The 21,394-nt window shown below is 61.8% G+C and carries 23 protein-coding genes; 16 read left to right on the top strand and 7 right to left on the bottom strand.

Annotated features, from left to right (window positions below; all coding sequences use genetic code 11):
- The first annotated feature begins 9 nt into the window (after window positions 1-9).
- The 4 genes from erpA to fdx all read left to right on the top strand — a co-directional run bounded on the left by erpA (window position 10) and on the right by fdx (window position 3,085).
- The gene (gene erpA / locus Q3Y64_RS03490; protein ID WP_101943637.1) at window positions 10-360 is read left to right on the top strand and encodes an iron-sulfur cluster insertion protein ErpA; all 351 of its coding nucleotides are present in this window, start codon (window positions 10-12) and stop codon (window positions 358-360) included.
- Between the two features lie 111 nt (window positions 361-471).
- Window positions 472-792: an iron-sulfur cluster assembly protein IscA gene (iscA, locus tag Q3Y64_RS03485; protein WP_101943635.1), complete on the top strand. Its 321-nt coding sequence runs from the start codon at window positions 472-474 to the stop codon at window positions 790-792.
- An 86-nt stretch (window positions 793-878) separates the two neighbouring features.
- Window positions 879-2,756 carry a Fe-S protein assembly chaperone HscA gene (gene hscA / locus Q3Y64_RS03480; RefSeq protein ID WP_303560130.1) on the top strand — a complete coding sequence of 626 codons (1,878 nt, stop codon included), beginning with the start codon at window positions 879-881 and terminating at the stop codon, window positions 2,754-2,756.
- On the top strand, window positions 2,753-3,085 hold the full coding sequence (gene fdx / locus Q3Y64_RS03475) for an ISC system 2Fe-2S type ferredoxin (RefSeq protein ID WP_303560129.1): 333 nt from the start codon (window positions 2,753-2,755) through the stop codon (window positions 3,083-3,085). Before hscA ends, fdx begins: the two co-directional genes overlap by 4 nt.
- A 182-nt stretch (window positions 3,086-3,267) precedes the next feature.
- Here fdx and Q3Y64_RS03470 read toward each other — a convergent pair whose 3' ends face one another.
- A complete protein-coding gene (locus Q3Y64_RS03470) occupies window positions 3,268-3,699 on the bottom strand; it encodes a SoxR reducing system RseC family protein (RefSeq protein WP_158239256.1) in 432 nt (143 codons plus the stop codon).
- Between the two features lie 438 nt (window positions 3,700-4,137).
- On the opposite strand from Q3Y64_RS03470, the gene nifA reads away from it, so the two are divergent.
- The 4 genes from nifA (at window position 4,138) to Q3Y64_RS03450 (ending at window position 7,565) form a co-directional block, all read left to right on the top strand.
- Complete coding sequence (gene nifA / locus Q3Y64_RS03465) at window positions 4,138-5,781, top strand: nif-specific transcriptional activator NifA (protein WP_170021382.1); 1,644 nt, start codon at window positions 4,138-4,140, stop codon at window positions 5,779-5,781.
- Window positions 5,782-5,826: 45 nt separating this feature from the next.
- Window positions 5,827-6,453, top strand: a complete 627-nt coding sequence (locus tag Q3Y64_RS03460) for a GNAT family N-acetyltransferase (protein ID WP_303560128.1) — start codon at window positions 5,827-5,829, stop codon at window positions 6,451-6,453.
- Window positions 6,395-6,988, top strand: a complete 594-nt coding sequence (locus Q3Y64_RS03455) for a DUF938 domain-containing protein (RefSeq protein ID WP_303560127.1) — start codon at window positions 6,395-6,397, stop codon at window positions 6,986-6,988. The genes Q3Y64_RS03460 and Q3Y64_RS03455 overlap by 59 nt, the downstream gene beginning before the upstream one ends.
- Window positions 6,989-7,058: 70 nt before the next feature.
- On the top strand, window positions 7,059-7,565 hold the full coding sequence (locus Q3Y64_RS03450; RefSeq protein WP_303560126.1) for a hypothetical protein: 507 nt from the start codon (window positions 7,059-7,061) through the stop codon (window positions 7,563-7,565).
- 308 nt (window positions 7,566-7,873) lie between these two features.
- On the opposite strand, the gene Q3Y64_RS03445 is transcribed toward Q3Y64_RS03450, so the two are convergent.
- The 6 genes from Q3Y64_RS03445 to Q3Y64_RS03420 all read right to left on the bottom strand — a co-directional run bounded on the left by Q3Y64_RS03445 (window position 7,874) and on the right by Q3Y64_RS03420 (window position 15,001).
- Window positions 7,874-8,713 carry a PIN-like domain-containing protein gene (locus tag Q3Y64_RS03445; RefSeq protein WP_303560125.1) on the bottom strand — a complete coding sequence of 280 codons (840 nt, stop codon included), beginning with the start codon at window positions 8,711-8,713 and terminating at the stop codon, window positions 7,874-7,876.
- 7 nt (window positions 8,714-8,720) lie between these two features.
- Entirely contained in the window at window positions 8,721-10,298 is a 1,578-nt protein-coding gene (locus tag Q3Y64_RS03440) for a DUF262 domain-containing protein (RefSeq protein ID WP_303560124.1), read from the bottom strand.
- 629 nt (window positions 10,299-10,927) lie between these two features.
- Entirely contained in the window at window positions 10,928-11,494 is a 567-nt protein-coding gene (locus Q3Y64_RS03435; RefSeq protein ID WP_303560123.1) for a flavodoxin, read from the bottom strand.
- Window positions 11,495-11,512: 18 nt separating this feature from the next.
- The gene (locus tag Q3Y64_RS03430) at window positions 11,513-11,959 is read right to left on the bottom strand and encodes a hypothetical protein (RefSeq protein WP_303560122.1); all 447 of its coding nucleotides are present in this window, start codon (window positions 11,957-11,959) and stop codon (window positions 11,513-11,515) included.
- A 26-nt stretch (window positions 11,960-11,985) separates the two neighbouring features.
- Window positions 11,986-14,565 (bottom strand): SagB family peptide dehydrogenase, encoded by a 2,580-nt coding sequence (locus Q3Y64_RS03425; protein WP_303560121.1) that lies wholly within the window; start codon window positions 14,563-14,565, stop codon window positions 11,986-11,988.
- A gap of 1 nt (window position 14,566) precedes the next feature.
- Window positions 14,567-15,001 (bottom strand): Ohr family peroxiredoxin, encoded by a 435-nt coding sequence (locus tag Q3Y64_RS03420; RefSeq protein ID WP_101943611.1) that lies wholly within the window; start codon window positions 14,999-15,001, stop codon window positions 14,567-14,569.
- Between the two features lie 288 nt (window positions 15,002-15,289).
- Between Q3Y64_RS03420 and Q3Y64_RS03415 the strand changes: the two genes are divergently transcribed.
- The 8 genes from Q3Y64_RS03415 (at window position 15,290) to Q3Y64_RS03380 (ending at window position 21,394) form a co-directional block, all read left to right on the top strand.
- Complete coding sequence (locus tag Q3Y64_RS03415) at window positions 15,290-16,873, top strand: FAD-dependent oxidoreductase (protein WP_303560120.1); 1,584 nt, start codon at window positions 15,290-15,292, stop codon at window positions 16,871-16,873.
- Window positions 16,874-17,079: 206 nt separating this feature from the next.
- Window positions 17,080-18,705, top strand: a complete 1,626-nt coding sequence (gene nifB / locus Q3Y64_RS03410; RefSeq protein ID WP_303560119.1) for a nitrogenase cofactor biosynthesis protein NifB — start codon at window positions 17,080-17,082, stop codon at window positions 18,703-18,705.
- A gap of 51 nt (window positions 18,706-18,756) precedes the next feature.
- Window positions 18,757-18,960, top strand: coding sequence for a 4Fe-4S binding protein (locus Q3Y64_RS03405; protein ID WP_101943608.1), 204 nt, complete (start codon window positions 18,757-18,759; stop codon window positions 18,958-18,960).
- 7 nt (window positions 18,961-18,967) lie between these two features.
- The gene (locus tag Q3Y64_RS03400; protein ID WP_101943606.1) at window positions 18,968-19,375 is read left to right on the top strand and encodes an iron-sulfur cluster assembly accessory protein; all 408 of its coding nucleotides are present in this window, start codon (window positions 18,968-18,970) and stop codon (window positions 19,373-19,375) included.
- A 17-nt stretch (window positions 19,376-19,392) separates the two neighbouring features.
- Complete coding sequence (locus Q3Y64_RS03395) at window positions 19,393-19,965, top strand: hypothetical protein (protein WP_101943605.1); 573 nt, start codon at window positions 19,393-19,395, stop codon at window positions 19,963-19,965.
- Window positions 19,962-20,753 (top strand): 4Fe4S-binding leucine-rich repeat protein, encoded by a 792-nt coding sequence (locus tag Q3Y64_RS03390; protein ID WP_216821768.1) that lies wholly within the window; start codon window positions 19,962-19,964, stop codon window positions 20,751-20,753. The genes Q3Y64_RS03395 and Q3Y64_RS03390 overlap by 4 nt, the downstream gene beginning before the upstream one ends.
- Window positions 20,746-21,153, top strand: coding sequence for a nitrogen fixation protein NifZ (locus tag Q3Y64_RS03385; RefSeq protein ID WP_101943604.1), 408 nt, complete (start codon window positions 20,746-20,748; stop codon window positions 21,151-21,153). The genes Q3Y64_RS03390 and Q3Y64_RS03385 overlap by 8 nt, the downstream gene beginning before the upstream one ends.
- Entirely contained in the window at window positions 21,137-21,394 is a 258-nt protein-coding gene (locus Q3Y64_RS03380; RefSeq protein WP_101943602.1) for a nitrogen fixation protein NifZ, read from the top strand. The genes Q3Y64_RS03385 and Q3Y64_RS03380 overlap by 17 nt, the downstream gene beginning before the upstream one ends.

The raw sequence follows: 21,394 nt of genomic DNA, 5'->3' as shown, positions 1-21,394 counted from the left end.
GGACTCATCATGAATGCACCAACCGAAATCCCCTCCCCTGTTTTCTTCTCCGACGCGGCCGCGGCCAAGGTGGCCGAGCTGATTGCCGATGAAGGCAATCCCGCACTTAAGCTGCGCGTGTATGTGAATGGTGGTGGCTGCTCCGGTTTTCAGTACGGCTTCGCCTTCGAGGAAGAAGACAAGGAAGACGATCTGGCCATCGAAAAAGGGGGGGTGAAGCTGGTCATCGACGGCATCAGCATGCAATACCTGATGGGCGCCGAGATCGACTACGAGGACAGCCTTGAAGGCTCGCGCTTCATCATCCGTAATCCAAATGCCACCTCCACCTGTGGCTGCGGAAGCTCCTTCTCGGTTTGAGGCCGCGGCGAGAACGCTTCTGGCCTTGTGGTGGCAGCGCTTCGCCCCGTGCGGCCAGAACACTGCGTTTCATTTTTTGTGCAATTTCATCTGTGTAGTGAGGACAAGACCATGATCACCGTCAGCGAAAAAGCCGCCCGCCATGTGCAGAAGAGCCTCGCCAAACGTGGTGGCGGCATCGGCCTGCGTCTGGCCGTCAAGACCAGCGGTTGCTCGGGCCTCGCCTATTCCCTGGAGTTTGTGGATCAGCCCGAAGCGGAAGACCAGCTCTTCGAGAGCAATGGCGTGACCATCGTGATCGATCCGAAGAGCCACGTCTTCCTTGATGGCACCGAGCTGGACTTCGTACGCGAAGGACTCAACGAAGGCTTCAAGTTCAACAACCCGAACGCCAAGGCGGCCTGCGGCTGCGGTGAGAGTTTCGCGGTTTGAGTGAAAGCTGCCGTCATGCCCGCACATGCAGGCATGACGGCAGCGCTGGAAGCGTCGCGCCAAAGGCGCCTCGATGGAGATGAATCATGGCCTTGCTGCAAATTGCCGAACCCGGCCTGAGCGCTGCCCCGCACCAGCATCGTCTGGCTGTAGGCATTGATCTTGGTACGACCAATTCGCTGGTTGCCAGCGTGATCAGTGGGGTGACTACGGTCATGCCTGACGAGGCCGGCAAGATGCTCCTGCCCTCGGTGGTGCGCTACGGCGAGGAGGCCGGTGGCATCACAGTGGGCTATGCGGCCCAGGCCGAACAGGTGACCGATCCGCGCAATACCATCGTTTCGGTGAAGCGCTTCATGGGCCGCCAGCTGGCAGACCTCACAGCCTCCGGCAGCACACCCTACGAGCTGCTGGACACGCCGGGCATGCTGAGTCTGAATACGCGTGCCGGGGCCAAGAGCCCGGTCGAAGTCTCAGCCGAGATATTGAGAGCCCTGCGCAGCCGTGCCGAGGCCTCGCTGGGGGGCGAACTGGTCGGGGCGGTGATCACGGTGCCCGCCTATTTCGATGATGCCCAGCGTCAGGCCACCAAGGATGCAGCGAAGCTCGCCGGCCTGAACGTATTGCGTCTGCTCAACGAGCCTACTGCGGCGGCGATTGCCTATGGGCTGGACAACGCATCCGAAGGCACGTTCGCGATCTACGATCTGGGCGGCGGCACCTTCGATATCTCCATTCTCAAACTCACCCGCGGCGTGTTTGAAGTGCTCGCCACCTCGGGCGACGCTGCCCTCGGTGGCGACGATTTCGATCATCGCATCGCTGACTGGATGCGCGCCGAAATCGGTCTGGAGACACAGACCCCGCAGGATACCCGGCTGCTGATGGCGCTGGCACGGCGCGCCAAGGAGTCGCTTTCGAATGCTGCCAGCACCGTCATTCGTGGCGAGCTAGCCGATGGCCGCGCCTTCTCGCTGGAGCTCGCCAGAGTGCAGTTTGAAAGCATGACCCACGATCTGATCGGACGCAGTCTCGCGCCGGTGCGCAAGGCCCTGCGCGATGCGGGCGTGACGGCCGAAGACGTTGATGGCGTGGTGATGGTGGGAGGCTCCACGCGCATGCCGCAGGTGCAGGAAGCCGTGGCGAAGCTGTTCGGCCGCGCGCCGCTTAACAACCTCAATCCGGACGAAGTGGTGGCCCTTGGCGCTGCCGTGCAGGCCAATATCCTCGCCGGCAATCGCGGCACCGGAGATGACTGGCTGCTGCTCGACGTGTGCCCGCTGTCGCTGGGCCTGGAGACCATGGGCGGGCTGGTCGAGAAGATCATTCCGCGCAATTCCACCATCCCCACGGCGCGCGCACAGGAATTCACCACCTTCAAGGATGGCCAGACCGCCATGGCCATTCATGTGCTGCAGGGCGAGCGCGAGCTGGTGGCGGACTGCCGCTCGCTGGCGCGCTTCGATCTGCGCGGCATACCGCCCATGGTGGCGGGCGCAGCACGCATCCGCGTCACCTTCCAGATCGACGCGGATGGCCTGCTGTCGGTGGCGGCGCGCGAGATGATCTCCGGCGTCGAGGCGCAGATCCAGGTCAAGCCCTCTTACGGCCTCAGCGATGAACAGGTGGCCGGCATGTTGATGGATGCCTTCGGCAAGGCCGATACCGACATGGCCACCCGCATGCTGCGCGAAGCCCAGGTGGATGCACGCCGCCTGCTCGACGCCACCGAGGCAGCGCTGGCCGAAAACGGCCACGCCCTGCTCAGTCACGACGAGTACGCCAGGGTGCAGCAAGCGCTGTACGCACTGGCCGAAGCGCTTGAGAGCGAAAACGATACGGCCGCCCTCAAGCGCGTCACCGAAGGCCTCAACGCAGCCTCGACCACCTTTGCCGAGCGACGCATGGATGCCAGCATCCGCAGCGCACTCGCCGGCACCTTGCTGACGGAGCTATCCGCATGAGCACCATCACCCTGCTGCCACATCCGGAACTGTGCCCAACGGGCGCCCGTATCGAAGCCCGTCATGGCAGCAGCCTGTGTGATGCCTTGCTCGGCGCCGGTATCGAAATCGAGCATGCCTGCGAGAAAGTCGCCGCCTGCGCCACCTGCCATGTGTATGTGCGCGCCGGTGGTGCCAGCCTTGCAGCCCCGAGTGATGAAGAAGAGGACCAGCTTGACGACGCCTGGGGGCTGGAAGCGAGCTCGCGTCTGGCCTGTTGCGTAAAGCTGGGCGACAGCGATCTCACCGTGGAATTGCCAGTGCATACGCGCAATCACGCCCGCGAGTAAAGCTTCCGAAGTCGGCTCGGGCAACTGCAGCCCGGGCCGCATGGGTGCCCGTGAGCTTTTGGGCCCGGCCGGCTGAAGCCGGCCCTACAGAATTCATGTACTCAGAATGAGCCCTCGGGCTGCAGATTCAGCCGCACAGGCCCCATCCCCCTTTCAGGCCTGACTCTGGGAAGACAATCCCCTCAACCTGCACAGCCAGTGCGCGCAGCACCTTGCACCGCTCGCACTTCGTGGAGAACGGTGCGTGCTTTGTGCCCGAGCAGGCGGGTCAGGCCCAGGCCTGTACAGAACCCGATCGCCCCGCTCAGCGCAGTCAGGCCATCACTGCCGCTGGCACTACCAATCAACAGTCCCGCCAGCAAACCCGCCAGCGATGGCAGATAAGCGCTCATAGCCATGCGCAGCAACTGGCCGGAAGGCAGGCTCACGCTGATCGTGTCCAGCACTCTCAGCGAAGCCATCTGCTCCGGAGCCACCCGGATTTCATGCGGCGTGCCGGCGTCCTGCCCGCACTGCTGCTTGCTATGGCAACTGCCGCAGGCCGAAGCCGCGCTGCTCTCCACCAAGAGGGTGTTGCCGCGAATGGCCAGAATGCGAACTTGCTGGGAAGCCATGATGTTCTCCACCTGAATCTGCCTGCCTCAGCGCAAGCCTTGTGCCAGACCGTGCTTGCCCCCCGTGAGGCGGTCTTCGGGCATGTAAGCCGATGGTCTGTTGAGTCCGTGCCAGATTGTTGTGTCCACAATGTCACTTTTGGGTTACCAGACAAGCGTTTGGCCTGTTCAAGAACAGAGGACGAGGACCATCCCGGTGCGTGTTGCCCCGCTCTGATGCATAGCCCTGCCCGGCTGCGCCGCTGACGCGAAACGCGTGTATCCGGCGTGAAGCCCATCACACAAGGCCTTAGGATTTATAAGGTCATTTTCCAGCCCTTTCGGCACATCATTTGCTAGAGATCAGTCACCGGATCCAGGCACGTTTTCTTCCAGACCTGCACCGGAAAAGAGACAGCGCCAGCCCCCAGCTGTCTCGCCTAGCAGAGGATCTCCCCCATGATTGCGACGACAGGAAACCTGGTGGACAAACGAGCCTCGCTCGAGCTGGTCACCATCTACGAGATCAGCAAGATCCTCAGTTCATCCCTGGATGTCAGCCGGACCTTGCGTGAATCCCTCAACGTGCTCCAGTCCCTGCTCGGGTTTCGCCGCAGCATGGTGCTGCTCAAGGATGACGAGGCCGAAGATCTGGAGCTGGCGGTCTCGGTCGGCCTCACTGTGGCCGAGGCGCAGGCTGCGCGCTATCGCCCCGGCGAAGGAGTCATCGGGCGGATCTACTCGCTTGGCTCGCCCAATGTGATCCCGGATATTTCACAGGAGCCCCTGTTCCTGAACCGCACCCAATCGCTCAGCGAAACCGATGTGGTGCCGACAGCCTTCATTGGCGTGCCGATCCGCGCCACCACCAATGTGATCGGCGTGCTCACGATCGACCGCAAGGACGAAGACGGTAACGGCGGTTTCGGCCGCGATGTGCGCCTGCTCAGCATGGTGGCCAATCTGGTTGGTCAGGCCGTTGCCCTGCGCCGCATCGTCACCGAAGAGCGCGAGCGCCTGGTGCTGAAAACCGAGCAGGAGCGAGACGCCCGCCCTGCCGGCTTCACGCTCGACAATGTAGTGGGCGCTTCCGATCGCATGCAGCAGGTTTTTGCCGAAGCCCACCTGGTTGCACCTTCACGCTCCACCGTGCTGCTGCGCGGCGAGAGCGGCACCGGCAAGGAAGTGATCGCCCGCGCGATCCACGAGCTCTCCCCCCGCAAGGATCAGCCCTTCATCAAGGTCAACTGCGCGGCGCTCTCCGAAACCCTGCTCGAATCCGAACTCTTCGGCCACGAGAAAGGCGCGTTCACCGGTGCCGCCGGCGTGCGCAAGGGGCGCTTCGAGATGGCCGATGGCGGTACCCTGTTCATGGACGAGATCGGCGACATCTCCGCAGCGTTCCAGACCAAGCTGCTGCGTGTGCTGCAGGAACGCGAGTTCGAGCGGGTGGGCGGCAGCAAACCGATCAAGGTCGATGTGCGCCTGATCTGCGCCACCAACCGCAACCTGGAAAAAATGGTCAGCGCCGGCACCTTCCGCTCCGACCTGTATTTCCGCATCAACGTGATCAGCATCTTCCTGCCGGCCCTGCGTGAGCGCCCGAACGACATTCCTGCGCTGGCCAGTCACTTCATTCAACGCTTCAATGCCGAGAATGATCGCCACATCGCGCTCACGGACTCGGCGCAATCCGTGCTGCAGCACTGTTACTGGCCGGGCAATGTGCGCGAGCTCGAAAACTGTATCGAGCGCGTGGCCACCATGACCCGCAACGATAGGGTCGACATGCAGGATTTCCCCTGCACCCACAACCGCTGCCTGACGCAGGTCCTGCACTTCGTGAAGAAGGATGACGCTGTCGCCCCGGCGGAAACCGAGATGATTAGCTACGAAGCACCGCAAGCGCCCGGCCAGGCAGGCGCGCGGCCCGCCGAGCCGGCCGTCGGCGACGGCAAGCCCGAGGGCGAGCGCGAGCGCCTGATCTGGGCCATGGAGCAAGCCCGCGGCGTGCGCGCCAAGGCCGCGCGCCTGCTCAACATCACCGGCCGCCAGATGGGCTACGCGCTGAAGAAATACGACATCAACGTGCCGCGCTTCTGAGCGGCTGCCGGCAAGCCTTGCGCGTCAGGCAGGCTCGGTTTCAGGATGAACTGGCCACCAGCCGAACTGCGTACGCCGCGCCTGCTGCTACGCAAACCCCTGCCGTCCGACGCAGAAGCCGTCTTCGCGCGCCTCTCAGGCGAAACACAGGTCACCCGCTACCTGGGCTGGGCGCCACACGCCGAGCTACGCCAGACCCGCCAGCTGATCAGCCTCGATCTGCTGCGCTGGGATCGTGGGGCCGGCTGGACCTGGCTCATCGAAGAAGATGGCTCCGTCATCGGTCTGCTCCAGCTCACCCGAATCGAGCCCCACCTGCTGCGCCTGGGCTGCATGCTCACCCCCACTCACTGGGGGCGCGGTCTGATGAGCGACGCCTTGCGCGCCCTGCTCGCCACGGCCTTCACTCAGCCCTCCTTGCAACGCATCGAGGCGCTGTGTGATGTGGATAATCTCGCCTCGGCGCGCATGCTCGAGAAAGCCAGCCTGCGCCAAGAAGGGCGCCTCGCATGCCACACCCTGCACCCCAATATTTCGAGTCGGCCACGCGACATGCTTCTGTACGCGATCACCCGCAGCGACAATGGCGACCCACCCCTTTTCACATCCGAAGATGAATCATTCCAGACCCGACGCGCCCTCGGTCGCCCGCAACCGCGAGCCCATTCTTGAGGTGCTGCGCGAACACTTCGCCGGGTGCCGCAAGGTACTCGAGATTGGCAGTGGCACCGGCCAGCATGCCATCCACTTCGCCGCCGCCCTGCCGCATCTGGCTTGGCAATGCAGCGAACGAACCGAAGCCCTGCCCGGCATCGAAGCCTGGCTGGCCAGTGCCGCTCTGCCTAACACTTTGCCACCGCTACAACTGGACGTGAGCGAACCCTGGCCGGCGAGCGGCTATGACGCAGTGTTTTCATCCAACACGCTCCACATCATGGCCTGGCATGAAGTGGAGCAGTTCTTCGCCCGCCTGCCGGACGCGCTGGAGCGCCCTGCTCGCCTCGTGATCTACGGTCCGTTCAACTACGGCGGGCAGTACAGCAGCCCCAGCAATGCCGAGTTCGACCAGTGGCTCAAGGCTGGCGGTGCGCATCGGGGCATCCGTGATTTCGAAGCCGTCTGCGCCCTGGCGGAGGCACAGGGTCTCACGCTCATTGAAGATCGGGCCATGCCGGCCAACAATCGCTGTCTGGTGTGGACCTTCTGAGCCGCCAGTGCTGCAGCCTGATGCGGTTCGGATCTTGCTAGAAGAAGGCATCTCTCACAGGAGCCGCACCATGCCCAGCATCGCCACCGTACAGGCCATCGAAAACGCCACCGGCGTGCATCTCTACGCTTTTGACCAGGATGACAATTGTGTACAGGCCATCGACGGCCTTCAGGCACAGGCAGCGGCCTCCCTGGCGGCACTGATGCAGGCCTGCCTCGCCGGGCGTGGCGAAACGCTCGGCCGCGCAGCCAGTGATCCGGTACAGGATTACCAGCAGCTCACCGACGAAGCACACGCCTGGGAAATCATCGCCGAGCTCGAGGGCGGGCAATACACCGCCTTCGAGGCCGACATGGGGCGCGCCGGCCTGCGCCTCGCAGGCGCAGGCTATGTGCTGGGCCTGCTCCACCGGCAGCCCGAGGGCAACTGGTTCGAGCACGCCGGGGAAGGCAGCATCTGGCAATACGTTTTTTCCAGCCCGGTCGCCGCCGAACAGGTGCTCGACGAAGTTGGCCTGGACTGCGAGATTCACGCCATCCCGCGTCTGCTCGAAGCAGGCTGTCAGCTCATCTGAAACGCCGAACGATCCCAGACCCGGTGCAACGGCGGCTTCATTACCCTAGTGCGAAATCGGGTCATTCGCGAGCGCCTGCCGGGCTCACTGGATGAACGCGCTCACGGTATCCGCCCACTCCGCTGAGCAGCTTTCGACCCGGTGCGGACGGTCAGCCTAATGCGCTGTCGGCGGCAGGTGATTTGAGCATAGCGGTCATTCATGACTTGAGGCGGACTACTCCTGTTCGGCCACAACGGCTGTTGGCCAAGGACTCGACGAAAGGCGGCTATATGCAGGTCAACCTTTGGAATCGTGAAAGCTGGCCGCTACGACGTAGGCTCCATTTTTTGGTCAACCGATTTTGTCGATAGAGCTGGAGTCTGGCCACCGACTGCTTTGGCAAGCTGATCGATGGTCCAGAGTTCGAAATTTACCCCGAATAGTTGGTAAATTTCTGCCCTCAATATCGGATGTGCTGCTCCGTCCCTGCTCCAATCGATCTTCCGGTCTTGGGTGACAATAATTACATGATCAAAGCGATAGTTTTTCTCTCTAGCCTCAAGCAAGCCAAGCAGAAAATCTGCCCACGTATAGAAGTCTCCATCACCATCATCCTTAAAGCCGGGAGGTGTCTTGGTGCGCTTCCTTGTGATGGCAATCTCATGAAAGCGAACTCTAGGTACAAACGGGACGAAAGCCTTCCGTTCGAGGACCTGAAGAACTGTGCTCATTGAACGGAGAGTCGCTGGGTCGTATGCAAATCCATATTCGTCCGAGAATTCGTTCAACAAATGATCCATTTTGTCTGCGTACGCGACGAATTTCGAATCGAGCTTTTCCACTTCGACTCGTAGTGCATCAAACTTTTTCTTAAGCCCATCCGCTACGGTCGAAACTACTGCGAGTTGGTTGTTCCAGAACTCTTGGATGGCTTGTCCGGGCAGGATTAACGGACCGACTAGCCTAGCGTCGAGATAATCAACAATATCATCTCGCTTTGGATGTGAGGCAAGTCTCAAGAAAACACTAGCATCGAGGCCAACGGCTGTATTCTCAAATGATCTTTCCGATGAAGCTGCGCGAGCGATACTCTGGTGAAGCGCTTCGACAGCGCGAATCGGCGTGCATCGATCGAGCAACTCTTCGAGGCTATTGAGCTTATCCATTGCTGGGCTAGTACCAAATATCGCTTGCAGCTTTTGCCAACTCTTCATTAAGAGACTGAAGAACCTCTGAATTCCATTCATTTAGCTCCCCTAGTTGCTGCTTCCATTCTCCTTCGACTCCTGTCGGGAGAAGGCTTGTCTTGAAACCTTGCCAGTCCAAAGCCTCTTTGGGGCGGCGTTCTTGAGTAGAAAGGAAGGTGTTTGCTAACGTGCTACTCCAAAAAGCGGCATCCTCTTCGGTGAATCCACGCCATATTTCTTGCTGGCGGGGCATGATGGATTGCAGCGTCCCATCTTGAGTCGGCGTTATGGTCTCTTGCACTACTGAACGACGAAGGAAAGAAAGCGTGCCCTTGTTGAACGAACGGCTTCCTACTCGCGCAAGAAATTCGTCGCGACTCGGATTGAGTTCGGCTAGTTCCCGTTCCGCTGCGTGCCAATCACTATTCAAGAATACTTGCCTCGCGGCCTCACCAAACCGCCGCTCAACGTTGCCCGTGCCGAGGTTCCCGACAACGATTCGTCTTACTACTAGCTTTAGAATGTATTGCATTCCAGCGATTGCGTCCGGCGTTCCGGATATCGCAAGAAGAATCGGCCTAACGGCGATGACGCCGAGGTTCTCAAGTGCGGAGAACACTCTCAGAGCTTCGGTGTCGGCGGGACCGTCTAGCGAAGGATCCATCATCTGCGCGTAAAGGGGCAAGCTATCCCATAACTGATTCATCAACCTATCGATAGAAGGCGGCTCCCTGTCCGCATGTTGCGTGCGTTGAGCAAGAAAAGCATATAGATCCTTGGGAAGAACATGACCAGCCTGTACCGTGACGATGTGGCGTATGAATTGAACGAATGTATTCGATCCATACTGGGAAAATGGTTTGGCAATACGCTGCCACTCGTGATAACGGGATTCACGCTGATCTGGAGCGGTCTGGCTCAATACATAGTTTTTTAGTAAATCTGCCGTGGTGAGTTCGCGACCGCGCGTGTTGATGACTTCAAAAACGCGATACGCGGCGGCGGCGTCAGGATGAATGAAGACCGCAAAGTACAACCGGTTTGTAATGAACTCCGTCCAAAGACCGAGCCTCTGAAAAGGGTCTCGAGCCAAGTCTTCGCGTAGCTTCTTTCGTATGAAAGCGAACGACTCTCCCAGCCGCTGTGACACAGAAACTTCGTCAATAAGGCCCTTCTGAAGTTTCTCTGAGCCCGAAGTCAATATTTCTTGGAGGGTCTCGTTATCCCCGGTGTCAGTCAGCCTGACGCGAGGCAAAATTTCGTCAGTCGCGTAGTCGATAGAAAAAAGGAAATCACTTTTCAGGCGATCGGCCAACGCATTTCTGCCGGAATGCATGGCTTCGTGATACAGGGCGGCGGCCAGAAGGGTTAACGTGAGGAGCCGTTGCTGGCCATCGACTACATGCCTGCGGGGTCCATCTTCATCGGTAAGAATTACCAGGCCGAGAAAGTATGTGTCTAACGGCAAGGCGTCCCGAAGATCGCTCCAGAACTCTGAAACTTCATCTTCTTGCCATGCATACTCACGCTGATACGGTGGAACCTCAAACATTGAGCTGGACATGAGGGCGCCAGCTGGAGTAGCGGATGCGTTTAGGGGCGTAGACACGGCAATCACCTTGTGATCGGTAGGTCGGAAGCCGAAGGATATCAGCTGAGGATGCTCCATGCCGTACGAGAAATACCAAAGAGTCTGACTAATGTCGGAAATCTAGAAGAACTCGCCGTTTGAAGTTCACCACGCAGCCCCTCGACGCCTTTTGTTGGTGTTTTGCCTTCCGCTAAAGGAAAAAATACGCAGCTGGTGATGCGAATGGTCGAGTGCGTGAGTTTGCCGGATTGGGAATCTTCCCTTCTATGCCGCGCCAGCGCCAACGTCATTTAACCTTCGGACATCAGTCACATATTCGACGCAGGCTGTACGGCCGGATTGGCCGACTTGCACGTGTAGGCTGTCTGGCTGGTTTCCAAGTGAAGCGGTCATCTGAATGACCGCTTCATGGAGAAGGCGACAGGCCGCACATGGCCGATTGCCGCCGACTGAGCATGGCAACCAATACGCTGAAATCATATCAACAGCAGCGTAAGCATGTCATTTCAGAACGGATGATCCAACCATCAATTGATGGCGCATCAAGGCCCTTACTGCGGGCTTGAACGCACCTTGGCTTCTCTTGGCTGGAAAAATACGCGCTAGCTCGCCACACCCTCAAGCGCAATCTTCTCCAGCAGCAAGGGCCTCACCTCTTCTAGCCAGGCCGCGAGGCGCGTATCGGTGAGCTGGCTCTGGGTACGCTGATCAAGAATCAGGCCGAGAAATTTTCCATCTTCCACTGAAGCCGAATGCTCGAACACATAGCCTTCGGTGCTCCATTGGCCGACGATTTCGGCACCCCGCTTCTTGAATGCGTCATGCACGAGTCGCAGCGAACTCGCGAAACGCTCGGCATAGCGTTCCTGGGCGCCGAGCGCGAAGAAGGCGATCCGCTTGCCGGCGAGGCTAAGGTCCTCCGGCAGCTCGGCGAGAAACTCCTCCCAGCTCGATTCGAGGCAGCCCGCGCTGCGCCCGGGAATCTGCCCCACGCCATAGCTGGGTGTGCCAAGCAGCAAACAGTCGTACGCCAGCATCTGCGCAGGCGCTATCCGATTGACATTGAGCGGTTTGTCGGCGATCTCGTCGCCCAGCAGTTTGTGAAGTTTCTTGGCAATCAGGCGCGTCGTGCCGGTTTCGGTGCCGAAGAAAATGCCGATTCTGCTCATGGTCCAGCCCCTTGCTGATTAGGTCGTGGCGCGCTGGGCGCCGCCGACCAGGATATTGAAAACCTCGCGCAGCAAGAGCAGCTCGCTCATCGCGGCACCGCGCAGGGCACTGATGGCGCGCATGACTCCGCCCTGCTCTGCGATTAGCTCCGCCGGCGCTTCGAAGCCGGTAAAACGCAGCACATGCACACGGATCAGCTGGCCCTCTTCCTGATACCAGGCATCGAAATCCTCCATGCGGGTGACTTCAGCCGGATTCAGCCCGTAATGAGCGATTGCGGCTTGGAGCACCGCCGCGCCTTCATGCTCAGGCGCAATCTGTGCGGGAGCCGCTGCCGGCGTTGCCGTGGCTGGCAGTGCGGCCGGGCCCAGCAGGCCATGCTCCCAGCGTGCGAACAGCAAGGCGGCGCTGTAGGAATCGAAATGCGCCAGGATCACGCGGTTGGTTTGCAGCAAGTCACTCATGGTGCTTCTCCTTGCGGTACTGCGTATCAGGTGGGCAAATCGGCGGTATGGCGCAGCAGATTCAGGCATTCGAGGCTGGCACACAGATCCACGGCACGCGCATCGTCAAAGTTCGTCACCATTGGATCAGCGCCAAGCTCGAGCAGCAGCGCCAGCATCGCGGGCTTGGCACTGGAGGCGCAGTACATCAGCGCGGTGGCACCGGTGTCGTTACGGCTATCGAGCTGTGCGCCGGCTTCGGCCAATGCGCGCACAGCCTCTTCGCTCGCCGTCACACAGGCCAGCCAGACAGCGTTGTTGCCATCGGCATTACGGCACTGCACGTCGGCGCCCAGCGCGATCAGCTCGCGGAGCAAGGCCACCTCCCCGCGCCAGGCGGCATGCATCAGTGGCGTGAGCCCATGTTCGCGGGCTTCATTGAGCTTCTCCAGTGTGAAACCTCGGGCACTGAGAAAATTGCGCAATGGTGTGCTGGGCTCACCGGGCGGGCCAGCAGGTACGGGCGCTGCGGGCTGCGCCAGCGCCGCTGCCAGCGCATCGTGGCCGCCATCGACGCTATACACCTCGGTGTAGCGGAAGTCCGCGAACATGCCGGCCCAGGTCTGGCTGGCATTGCCGCGGAAGCAGTACAGCATGATCGGTGTGCTGCGCGGCAGGCCGGCCATGATCTGGCCAAAGCTGGCGTCACTGAGAAACTGGGCGCCGGCAATATGACCCGCGTCGAAGCTCATGCGATCACGTGTATCGAACAGCGCCAGGGTCGGTGGGCTGGCCTGGCGATGGCGCTGGATCAGCTCGGCAGCGCGCTGGGCGCTGATGCGCTGAAATCGGGGGGACATTTCCGGAGAGGCTTCTTCCGTGGTGCTCATGATGGGCTCTGCTGTGACGTTGGGGGCGGTTGAAACGGCCGTTTCCCTGTCGGCATAGGCGGCGAGTGTCTCGATGCGCTCGTCCAGCCGTGGCTTGCCGACAGTGAAGTGGTAGAGGGATTGGTAATGCGTGTCTTCAAGGCCCAGCATCTCGTGCACCGCATCGTCGAAATAGCAGCCGATTCCGGTGCCACGCAGGCCCATGGCCTCTGCTTCGAGATACAGCACCTGGCCGAGCAGACCCGCCTGGCGGAAGAGCTCCCGGTAGCTTGCGGGGCTGGCTTCCAGCGCCGGATCGAATTCGCACAGCATGCCCAGCGCGAAGCTGGCGTGGGCGGCGATGTCCTGATGGCAATGCAGGCTGCGCGCGAGGCGCTGTAAAGCGGGCGCCTCCATGGCTGCGATGAGTTGCAGATCAAGGCCGGGCGGCAGGCCTGCGACGGGACTCAGGGTGTAGTGCTGGTTCAGGCGCTGCTGCAAGGCATTGCCGGCCTTCCCCCGGGTGAGCAGATAAGCACCGCAGGGCAAGTCTTCAACCCGGTGCACGAAAAGCAGCAGATGCATTTCCCATACGGCTGGCAGCACATCCCAGGGGGCCGCCGGTTGCGCCATGAGGCGACTCATCAGGTGCATGAAGGCGGTGCGTGGCATGCGGAAAGCCGGATCGAAGTGCTGCGCGCTACGCCGCCCAAGCACCACTTCGGCAAAGCCCGGGCCCTCCCCTGAGGCCGCATTTTCGTGCTCACCGCCCTGCCCTGGCGGCAAGGCCAGGCTGCTCTGGCGTGCCGTGGTGCACAGGGCTTCGCGGGTCAGCGCTGCCACTTCCGCGATCACTGGCCAGTGATACATCGGGTGGCGATCGATGCTGCTGGCCGTTCCCATCCAAACCGCTGAACTGCTGGCTGCACGCAGGGCACGGGCCGTGGGCACTGGGGCGGGCGAGTTATCCAAGCCGAGGCTGAGCAGTACTTCGGCTTCCTCCAGCTCGGTCGCTTGCGCACGGCGGGCGGGAAAGTCAGCCAGCCGATCGAGGCCCAGCACGCTGGCCAGCAGGTGATTATCGAGCTGAGGCTGCGCGGTGAGGCTCCAGCCCATGGCAGCGCAGGCATAGCGCAGTGCCGCCATGGCGTGGCCGGTATCGAGCTGGCAATAGCGGAAGGCGCGCTCACCGTATTTCCAGGCTTCCCGCCACATCACCGAGCTCAGCGCAATATGCAGACCGGGTGGCAGGGAGCCAGTCGAAAGATGGCGGGCGCGGCACTCCAGCGCATGCTGTTCGGGTTCGTAGTGATAGAGACCATTGGCGAGGCCCGGCACCTCGCAGGCGATCAGGTAGGCCTCCACCGGATGCAGGTTGCCACTGGAAGGATTGGCGCGCACCGCCCAGCGATCCGGGCCATAGCGCTTCCAGGCCGTGATGCCCAGCGCCAGATGCAGGCAAGCCCCCAGGCTGGCCAGATCAAACGGAACATGCTGCGTCACGGGCGCTGCAAAAGGCCGCCGCAAGGCTTCGCCAAGCGCGCCCTGCTGCGTCGGCTCAGCGAGCGGCAAGGGAATGCTCCGGACGCCCTCGAAATGGCGGAAAGCAGCCGGCTGATCGTCCCAATCCAGCGTTTCCGGGCCGGCGGCATAACGCTCGAAGCGATGCTTGGTGCGGCGATGATAGGCTCGCACGAGATCCGCCACGCTGGGTGGCGGCAGGTCGGGCGGGAGTTCGGCGGGCGGTGTGTCCTGCATCTCAGGCGGTTGCGGGGGCTTCAAGTACAGCCACCGCCTTCACGGTGATGTTGTTCTTGGTGGCATCGGTGTAGGGGCAGACCTTCAACGCCCGCTCGACCAGCGAATCGGCCGTCACCTGATCAATGCCGTGCAGGATGGTGGCGAAGGACAGCGAGAAGCGGTAGGCATCCTCGAAATTCTTGTACAGCGACACTTCTGCTTCGACCATGCAGCCCTTCACCGGCAGGCGGTCGGCACGGATGATGTGGCGCACCGAATTCTCGAAGCAGGCGGCATAGGCCGCAGCAAACAGCTGCTCGGGGTTGGCCCCCGGCTTCTTGCCACCCATTTCGGCGGGTTGGGCCAGATCCACCTTGAGCAGGCCGTCTTCACTCTGCACGCGGCCATTGCGGCCACCCTGGCTGAATACACGGGTTTTGTAGACGAGATCCATGACAGCTCCTTGGAGGCAAACAGGGGGTTGGATAAACGCGGCTCGCAGCTCTCCTAGCAAGACTCGTACGCAAGGCCCCTCCTTGCAGTAAAACAGGCTGGGCCTGGGGTTTCGTTCAGGCGCGCCCAGCTTGTCTGAAAGATATGTTCCAGGGCGCTCAGCCGAAAGTGACAAAAGTGACGCGGCAACACCCTGTGCACGCCACCGCGACACGCCAAACCGGAATCACCGGCATGGCATCAAGCTTGCAAGTAACCGCCTGATGAACTTCACACGGGGAGCAGAATCATGCTGGATACGCTTGTCGTTGGTGCCGGGCTCTGTGGGCTGAGCCTGGCCGGAAAACTGCAGTCTGCCGGGCATGACTATCTGCTGATCGATGCGCGCCAGCGCCTTGGCGGGCGTATCGAGAGCGTGCCTGAAACCGCCACGGCGGCAGCGGCCGATCTCGGCCCGACCTGGTTCTGGCCCGCCACCCAGCCGCGCATCACGCGCCTGGTCGCCGAGCTGGGGCTCTCCAGCTTCCCACAGCATGACAGCGGCACCATCCTGCATCTCTCCAAGGGGGACGGCAGCCCCGAGCCGCTGCCACAGAGCAGTGTGCACATCCAGGCACGGCGCCTTGGCGGCGGTATGGGCACGCTGGTTCAGGCCCTGGCCCAGCGCCTGGCACCCGAGCGTGTGCGCCTTGGGCTGGAAGTGAAGAAGCTGCAGGCGTACCCGGATCACATCGAGGCGGAGTGCTGGAACGGCACTGAAGCGCTGCGCATCACCGCGCGCCATGTGGTGCTGGCCCTGCCGCCACGCCTTGCAAGCACCCGCATCGCTTTCGCACCTGAGTTGGCCTCGACCCTGCACACCACACTGCACGCCACACCCACCTGGATGGCCGCGCAGTGCAAGGCCGTGGCCCGTTATCCGCTGCCGTTCTGGCGCAGCAGCGGGCTAGCCGGCAACGCCTTCGTGACCCACGCCCAGGCCGTGCTGGGCGAAGTCTTCGATGCCTGCGGCGAGAACGGCAGCCCGGCCGCGCTGGGCGGCATCTCGGCCCTGCCCCCAGCGGTACGCATCGCCGTCAGCCGGGTACATGAGCTGATGGTCTTCAGCCAGTTCGCCCAGCTCTTCGGCCCGGCCGCCGCCGAGGGCGAGTTGTTCATGCGCGACTGGGCTCAGGAGCCTTTTACCTGCTCGGCGCTGGATATCGCCGAGCCTGCCGCCCATCCCCAGGATGGCGTGGCCGAATTGGCCGCGCCCCAGTGGGGCGACAAACTGATCTTTGGGGGCAGCGAAACCGCCGGGCAATCGGCCGGCTATCTCGAAGGTGCGCTGGATGCCGCCGCACGCATCTGGCAGCAACTCTCGGCGCCCACCGCCCTGCGCCACTCCTCGCGCGCCGACCTGCGGGACAACCATCTCGGGCTTGAAAAATTTGCGCGTATGGTGGCCTTGTTGCGCGAGGAGTCGATCGACAAATATGTCTTCGGTTTCAAGCAGGCATTGATCCGGCAGCAGCGTGAAGACATCACGCAACTGGTGCTGACCGAGGTGGTTGCGGGCACCTACAAACAGGCCCTGGAATACCTGCACACGCTGCCGCTGGAACTCGCCGAAGCCGTTGTTGAAAATGGCCGTGCAAGTCTCACGCCCGCCTTGTTGGCGCCATTCATGGGCTTTTCGACCGATCTGCTGAGCCAGGCCCAGACGCATAACGCCAGCTCCTGCGCCATCTCCGGTTTTCCCCTGGAACAGACGCTGAACCACGCTTATGTACAAGCGATTCGCCGAGATCTGGCAGCGCTGTGGCGCGAATTCGCGCTGGCGCTGAACGAGGACTTGTTGCAACGCATGGAAGCTGCCAGCCAGCCGATCTGAAATCAGATGCCGCAATACGCGAGGCCGCCTTCGGGCGGCCTTCTCATTTCTGCTGCGGCGCAGATCGGCCAAAGCTGACGCATGCCTGTCAGCCCTGTTCGCTTTGTCGTCGCGATTGCCTGTTTTGTCGCGCCTGCGCAATTCCGACAAAACCTCTCAAGTGTTTGATTTAAAGCAAATAAACGGCGTGGCACGGAACTGGCTATGTGGGAATCACCCGCCCCAATGCCCGCGTCAAGAAGATCAAGGAGTCCGCCATGCAAGCTGCCGCCAGTTACATCAACATCGCCGACCTGAAGTCCAGTGGCAATGCCCTGGCAGCTCCCGCAGATCTGCCCGCCACCGGCGGTGGTTGTGGCACCCATGGCGGTGAAGGCAAAGCCAGCTGCGGCACCTCCGGCGGCCCGGATGACATGCCGCAGGAGATCTGGGACAAGGTCAAGAACCATCCCTGCTACTCCGAAGAAGCTCACCACCATTACGCCCGCATGCATGTGGCGGTGGCACCGGCCTGCAACATCCAGTGCAACTACTGCAACCGCAAGTACGACTGTTCCAACGAGTCGCGTCCGGGCGTGGTGAGCCAGAAGCTCACCCCCGAGCAGGCGGTGAAGAAGGTGCTGGCCGTCGCCAGCGAGATCCCGCAGATGACGGTGCTCGGCATCGCCGGCCCGGGTGATTCGCTGGCCAGCCCGAAGAAAACCTTTGAAACCTTCCGCATGCTTCAGGAGCAGGCGCCGGACATCAAGCTGTGCCTCTCCACCAACGGCCTGGCCCTGCCTGATCTGGTCGACGAGATCTGCAAATACAACATCGATCACGTGACCATCACCATCAACATGGTCGACCCCGAGATCGGCGCCAAGATCTATCCGTGGATTTTCTGGGACCACAAGCGCGTCACCGGCGTCGAGGCCGCCCGCATCCTGCACGAGCAGCAGATGAAAGGCCTCGAAATGCTCACCGCACGCGGCGTGCTCACCAAGATCAACTCGGTGCTGATCCCTGGCGTGAATGACGAGCACATGATCGAGGTGAACAAGGCAGTGAAGGCCCGTGGCGCCTTCCTGCACAACATCATGCCGCTGATCTCCGAGCCGGAACACGGCACCTACTTCGGTCTCAACGGCCAGCGTGGCCCGAGCGCACAAGAGCTCAAGGCCGTGCAGGACGCCTGCATGGGCGGCGCCAACCTGATGCGTCACTGCCGTCAGTGCCGCGCGGATGCCGTTGGCCTGCTGGGCGAGGACCGCAGCGAAGAATTCACCCTCGACAAGATCGAGGAGATGGAAGTGGTGTATGACCTTGATCGTCGCCGCAGCTATCAGGACAAGGTCGAAACCGAACGCCAGGCCCAGCACGCCGCCAAGGTCGAAGCACTGGCTTCGCAAGGCGAGCTGGAAGTTGATGACAGCATCAAGGTGCTGGTGGCGGTGGCTACCAAGGGCGGCGGCCGCGTGAATGAGCACTTCGGTCACGTCACCGAATTCCAGGTCTTCGAAGTTTCCGCAGCGGAAGCGCTGTTCGTGGGCCATCGCCGGGTCGATCAGTACTGCCAGGGCGGCTTTGGTGAGGACGAGCAACTGCCCTCGGTGGTGCGCGCAATCAACGATTGCCACGCCGTGCTGGTGGCCAAGATCGGCGCCTGCCCGCGTGACGAACTCAAGGGCGCCGGTATCGAACCGGTGGATGCCTACGTCGATGAGTTCATCGAGAAGGCCGCTTTGTCCTGGTTCGCCGATTACAGGAAGCGCATCGCCAGCGGCGAGATCGAGCACCAGGCGCGAGGCGATGCCTCGATCCGCCAGGGCGCTTATACCGCCGCAGCCTGAGCCAGCACACCCTCCCTCCCCCTCGTCGCCCCCCGAAAAGGAGAGATCGCCATGTCACTCAAGATCATCGCCGAGTTGTGTACCGGTTGTTCGGCTTGCGAGCCGGAATGCCCCAACGAAGCCATCAGCGAGCTGAAAAACTATTTCATCATCGATCCGGATAAATGCACCGAGTGCGAAGGGGATTACGACACCCCGCAGTGCCTGGCGGTTTGCCCGGTCGATGAATGCATCCTGCCACTGGTAACCGCCTGAGGAAATCATGACCAACGTCACGCTCACCCCTGCAGCAAACAAGTTCATCTCGCGCATGGTGCGCTTCTCCGGCCAGCCTGAAGGCGCCGGCTTCCGTCTGCACGTCACGGAAGGCGGCTGCTCCGGCTTCAATGCCGAATTCAGCGTCGAAGCCGCACCGCAGGCGGGCGACTCGATCGTCGAAGTCGCTGGCGTGAAGATGTTCTTCACCTCGGCCTCGCGCCTCCTGCTGGAAGGGGTGACGATCGACTTCACGGATACGCCGACTAAAAGCGGGCTGAGCTTCATCAACCCGAACCAGGCGCCCTGCGCCTGCAGCAGCAGCGGCCCGAGCGATCACGCGCATGGCCACAGCCATGGCGCCTCGGCACCGGCGGTGGCGACCGTGTCCATCGCCTCGATCCGGCGCAGCTGAGTCAGGGAGACGAAACCATGTCCGGCACCCCGGTGAATCACGAACTGCCTGGCGACGACCTGGATTTCGGCGGGCTGGATGCCGCCGTACTGGGCGCCGGGCTGCCGGCGCAAGCTGAGTTCCTGATCGCCCAGGCCGGCATGATTCGCCATCAGGTGGCGGAAGCCCAGGCTCTACTCGAAGGCGCCCATCAACTGGCACCGCAGCACCCGGCCACCCTGATCGCGTTGTACCGCTTCCACTTCTACGGCAACCGTATCGCCGAGGCGCGCGCAATTGCCCTGCGGGCGCTGGACATGGCCAGCGCGGCACTGGGCGTCGCACGCGAATGGAGCGCGGTTCAGCCTGACCCGCGCTTCACCGCACTCGAAGCCTTGCCGCGCTTCTACCTCTTCAGCCTCAAGGGCCTTGCCTATCTCTCCCTGCGTCTGGGCGAGATCGAGGCTGGCCGCGCAATGGTCGCCAAGCTCGCCGAGCTCGATCCGCGCAACAAGGTGGGGCACGAAGTGCTAGCTGGCGTGATCGCCCGTATCGGCCGTGAAGATGCCGATTACGAGGATGAGGACGAACGCAGCGAGGTGATCGCATGATGATCAATGGCGAATGGCATGCGGACGACCCGGACATCCCGGTGCTCGACTGGGAAGGTGGCGAACTCGATTGCGCAAGCTGCCCGGTAGCGGAATCCACCGCGCGCTGCGAGCGTGGCCACGCTTGTGTGCATGATCGTTACGCCAAACGCATCGACCGCTTCTTCAAGTGGAATCCGGGCCTTGGCAACGACTACCTCGACCATCCCTACTTCGAAGTGCGTGCGATTGCCTGCCGCCATGCCGATGTGTTCCGCCTGCAGCACCTGATCGGGGATGAGGATGAGACCGTGCGCCTGTCGGTGGCGGTGCGTCTGCCACTGAACCAGGTGGTGCGCCTGCGCCGCGATCCACACCGCGAGGTCCGCATCCGGGTGGCGATGCGCCTGGAAGGCAGCGAGCTCCTGGCCATGGCCGATGACGAGGACTACTACGTGCGCAAGCTCGTTGCCCGTCGCCTACCCAAGGCCCTGCTGCCGCGCATGCTGCGGGACTCCGAATGGGAGGTTCGGCTGGAAGCGGTCAAGCGCCTCGAAATGCCCGAGCTGCTGCGCCTGTGCGACGACCGCGAACTGGCGATCCGGCGCGAGGTGGTGCAGCGCCTGCCTGAGAGTTTCCTGGAGCGCATGGCCGGCGATCCGGCCTGGGAAGTGCGCTGGGAGCTGGCGCAGCGCGCCGGTGTGGCACTGGCCCGCCGCCTCGCGCTCGATCACGAAGAAGAGGTGCGCCACGCAGCCTGTGCGCGCCTTGAGGAACTGGGCATTCACGAAGGAGCCTGCCATGGGTGATATCAGCCGCGACAGCGATACGGTGGAACTCACCGCACCGCCCGAATTCAGTTATGGCGAGCGCGTGGTTACGCGCTACACGATCCGCAATGACGGTACTTACTGCGGCAAGGACATCGGTGAAGTCCTTGCCAAGAAGGGCGATGTTGGCTTCGTGACGAGCATCGGCAATTTCCTGCAGCAGTACTACATCTACGCCGTCGAGTTCATCGAAACCGGCAATCGCGTTGGCATGCGCGGACGCGAGCTGGTGTCGATCGACAAGCTGCCGGAGCACGTCATGGAAGCGCTCGGCGAAGAGAAGATCGCCCGCCTCAAGAATCTGCGCCCCGGCGTGGAGGCGGCCGATGAAGAGAACCTTTCTGTAGAAGGAGCGCGCGATCATGTTCGAGCTGCGTGAAGCGAAATTCCAGTGGGGCCAGCGTGTTACTGCGCAGGTCGAGATCTTCAATGATGGTTCCTACCCCGAGGTGGAAGCCGAGGCGCTGCTGGTTGGCCTCGGCACTGAGGGCGAAATCGTTCAGATCGGCCATCACGAAGAGGCCAACATTCCGGTCTACATGGTTGAGTTCAGCGGCCACACGCCGGGTAATCGCCCCTGCGTGATCGGGGTGCTTGAAGAGGAGATCGCGCCTCTGTGA

It is taken from the genome of Uliginosibacterium sp. 31-12, assembly GCF_030548425.1.
Taxonomy (GTDB): Bacteria; Pseudomonadota; Gammaproteobacteria; order Burkholderiales; family Rhodocyclaceae; genus Uliginosibacterium; species Uliginosibacterium aquaticum.
Note: the sequence above shows the minus strand (reverse complement) of the source record. Positions and strands in the feature narration are given on the sequence as shown.

Coding starts and splice junctions, on each gene's coding strand:
- erpA (WP_101943637.1), top strand. CDS start 10: ATGAATGCACCAACCGAAATCCCCTCCCCTGTTTTCTTCTCCGACGCG.
- iscA (WP_101943635.1), top strand. CDS start 472: ATGATCACCGTCAGCGAAAAAGCCGCCCGCCATGTGCAGAAGAGCCTC.
- hscA (WP_303560130.1), top strand. CDS start 879: ATGGCCTTGCTGCAAATTGCCGAACCCGGCCTGAGCGCTGCCCCGCAC.
- fdx (WP_303560129.1), top strand. CDS start 2,753: ATGAGCACCATCACCCTGCTGCCACATCCGGAACTGTGCCCAACGGGC.
- Q3Y64_RS03470 (WP_158239256.1), bottom strand. CDS start 3,699: ATGGCTTCCCAGCAAGTTCGCATTCTGGCCATTCGCGGCAACACCCTC.
- nifA (WP_170021382.1), top strand. CDS start 4,138: ATGATTGCGACGACAGGAAACCTGGTGGACAAACGAGCCTCGCTCGAG.
- Q3Y64_RS03460 (WP_303560128.1), top strand. CDS start 5,827: ATGAACTGGCCACCAGCCGAACTGCGTACGCCGCGCCTGCTGCTACGC.
- Q3Y64_RS03455 (WP_303560127.1), top strand. CDS start 6,395: ATGAATCATTCCAGACCCGACGCGCCCTCGGTCGCCCGCAACCGCGAG.
- Q3Y64_RS03450 (WP_303560126.1), top strand. CDS start 7,059: ATGCCCAGCATCGCCACCGTACAGGCCATCGAAAACGCCACCGGCGTG.
- Q3Y64_RS03445 (WP_303560125.1), bottom strand. CDS start 8,713: ATGGATAAGCTCAATAGCCTCGAAGAGTTGCTCGATCGATGCACGCCG.
- Q3Y64_RS03440 (WP_303560124.1), bottom strand. CDS start 10,298: ATGTCCAGCTCAATGTTTGAGGTTCCACCGTATCAGCGTGAGTATGCA.
- Q3Y64_RS03435 (WP_303560123.1), bottom strand. CDS start 11,494: ATGAGCAGAATCGGCATTTTCTTCGGCACCGAAACCGGCACGACGCGC.
- Q3Y64_RS03430 (WP_303560122.1), bottom strand. CDS start 11,959: ATGAGTGACTTGCTGCAAACCAACCGCGTGATCCTGGCGCATTTCGAT.
- Q3Y64_RS03425 (WP_303560121.1), bottom strand. CDS start 14,565: ATGCAGGACACACCGCCCGCCGAACTCCCGCCCGACCTGCCGCCACCC.
- Q3Y64_RS03420 (WP_101943611.1), bottom strand. CDS start 15,001: ATGGATCTCGTCTACAAAACCCGTGTATTCAGCCAGGGTGGCCGCAAT.
- Q3Y64_RS03415 (WP_303560120.1), top strand. CDS start 15,290: ATGCTGGATACGCTTGTCGTTGGTGCCGGGCTCTGTGGGCTGAGCCTG.
- Q3Y64_RS03405 (WP_101943608.1), top strand. CDS start 18,757: ATGTCACTCAAGATCATCGCCGAGTTGTGTACCGGTTGTTCGGCTTGC.
- Q3Y64_RS03400 (WP_101943606.1), top strand. CDS start 18,968: ATGACCAACGTCACGCTCACCCCTGCAGCAAACAAGTTCATCTCGCGC.
- Q3Y64_RS03395 (WP_101943605.1), top strand. CDS start 19,393: ATGTCCGGCACCCCGGTGAATCACGAACTGCCTGGCGACGACCTGGAT.
- Q3Y64_RS03390 (WP_216821768.1), top strand. CDS start 19,962: ATGATGATCAATGGCGAATGGCATGCGGACGACCCGGACATCCCGGTG.
- Q3Y64_RS03385 (WP_101943604.1), top strand. CDS start 20,746: ATGGGTGATATCAGCCGCGACAGCGATACGGTGGAACTCACCGCACCG.
- Q3Y64_RS03380 (WP_101943602.1), top strand. CDS start 21,137: ATGTTCGAGCTGCGTGAAGCGAAATTCCAGTGGGGCCAGCGTGTTACT.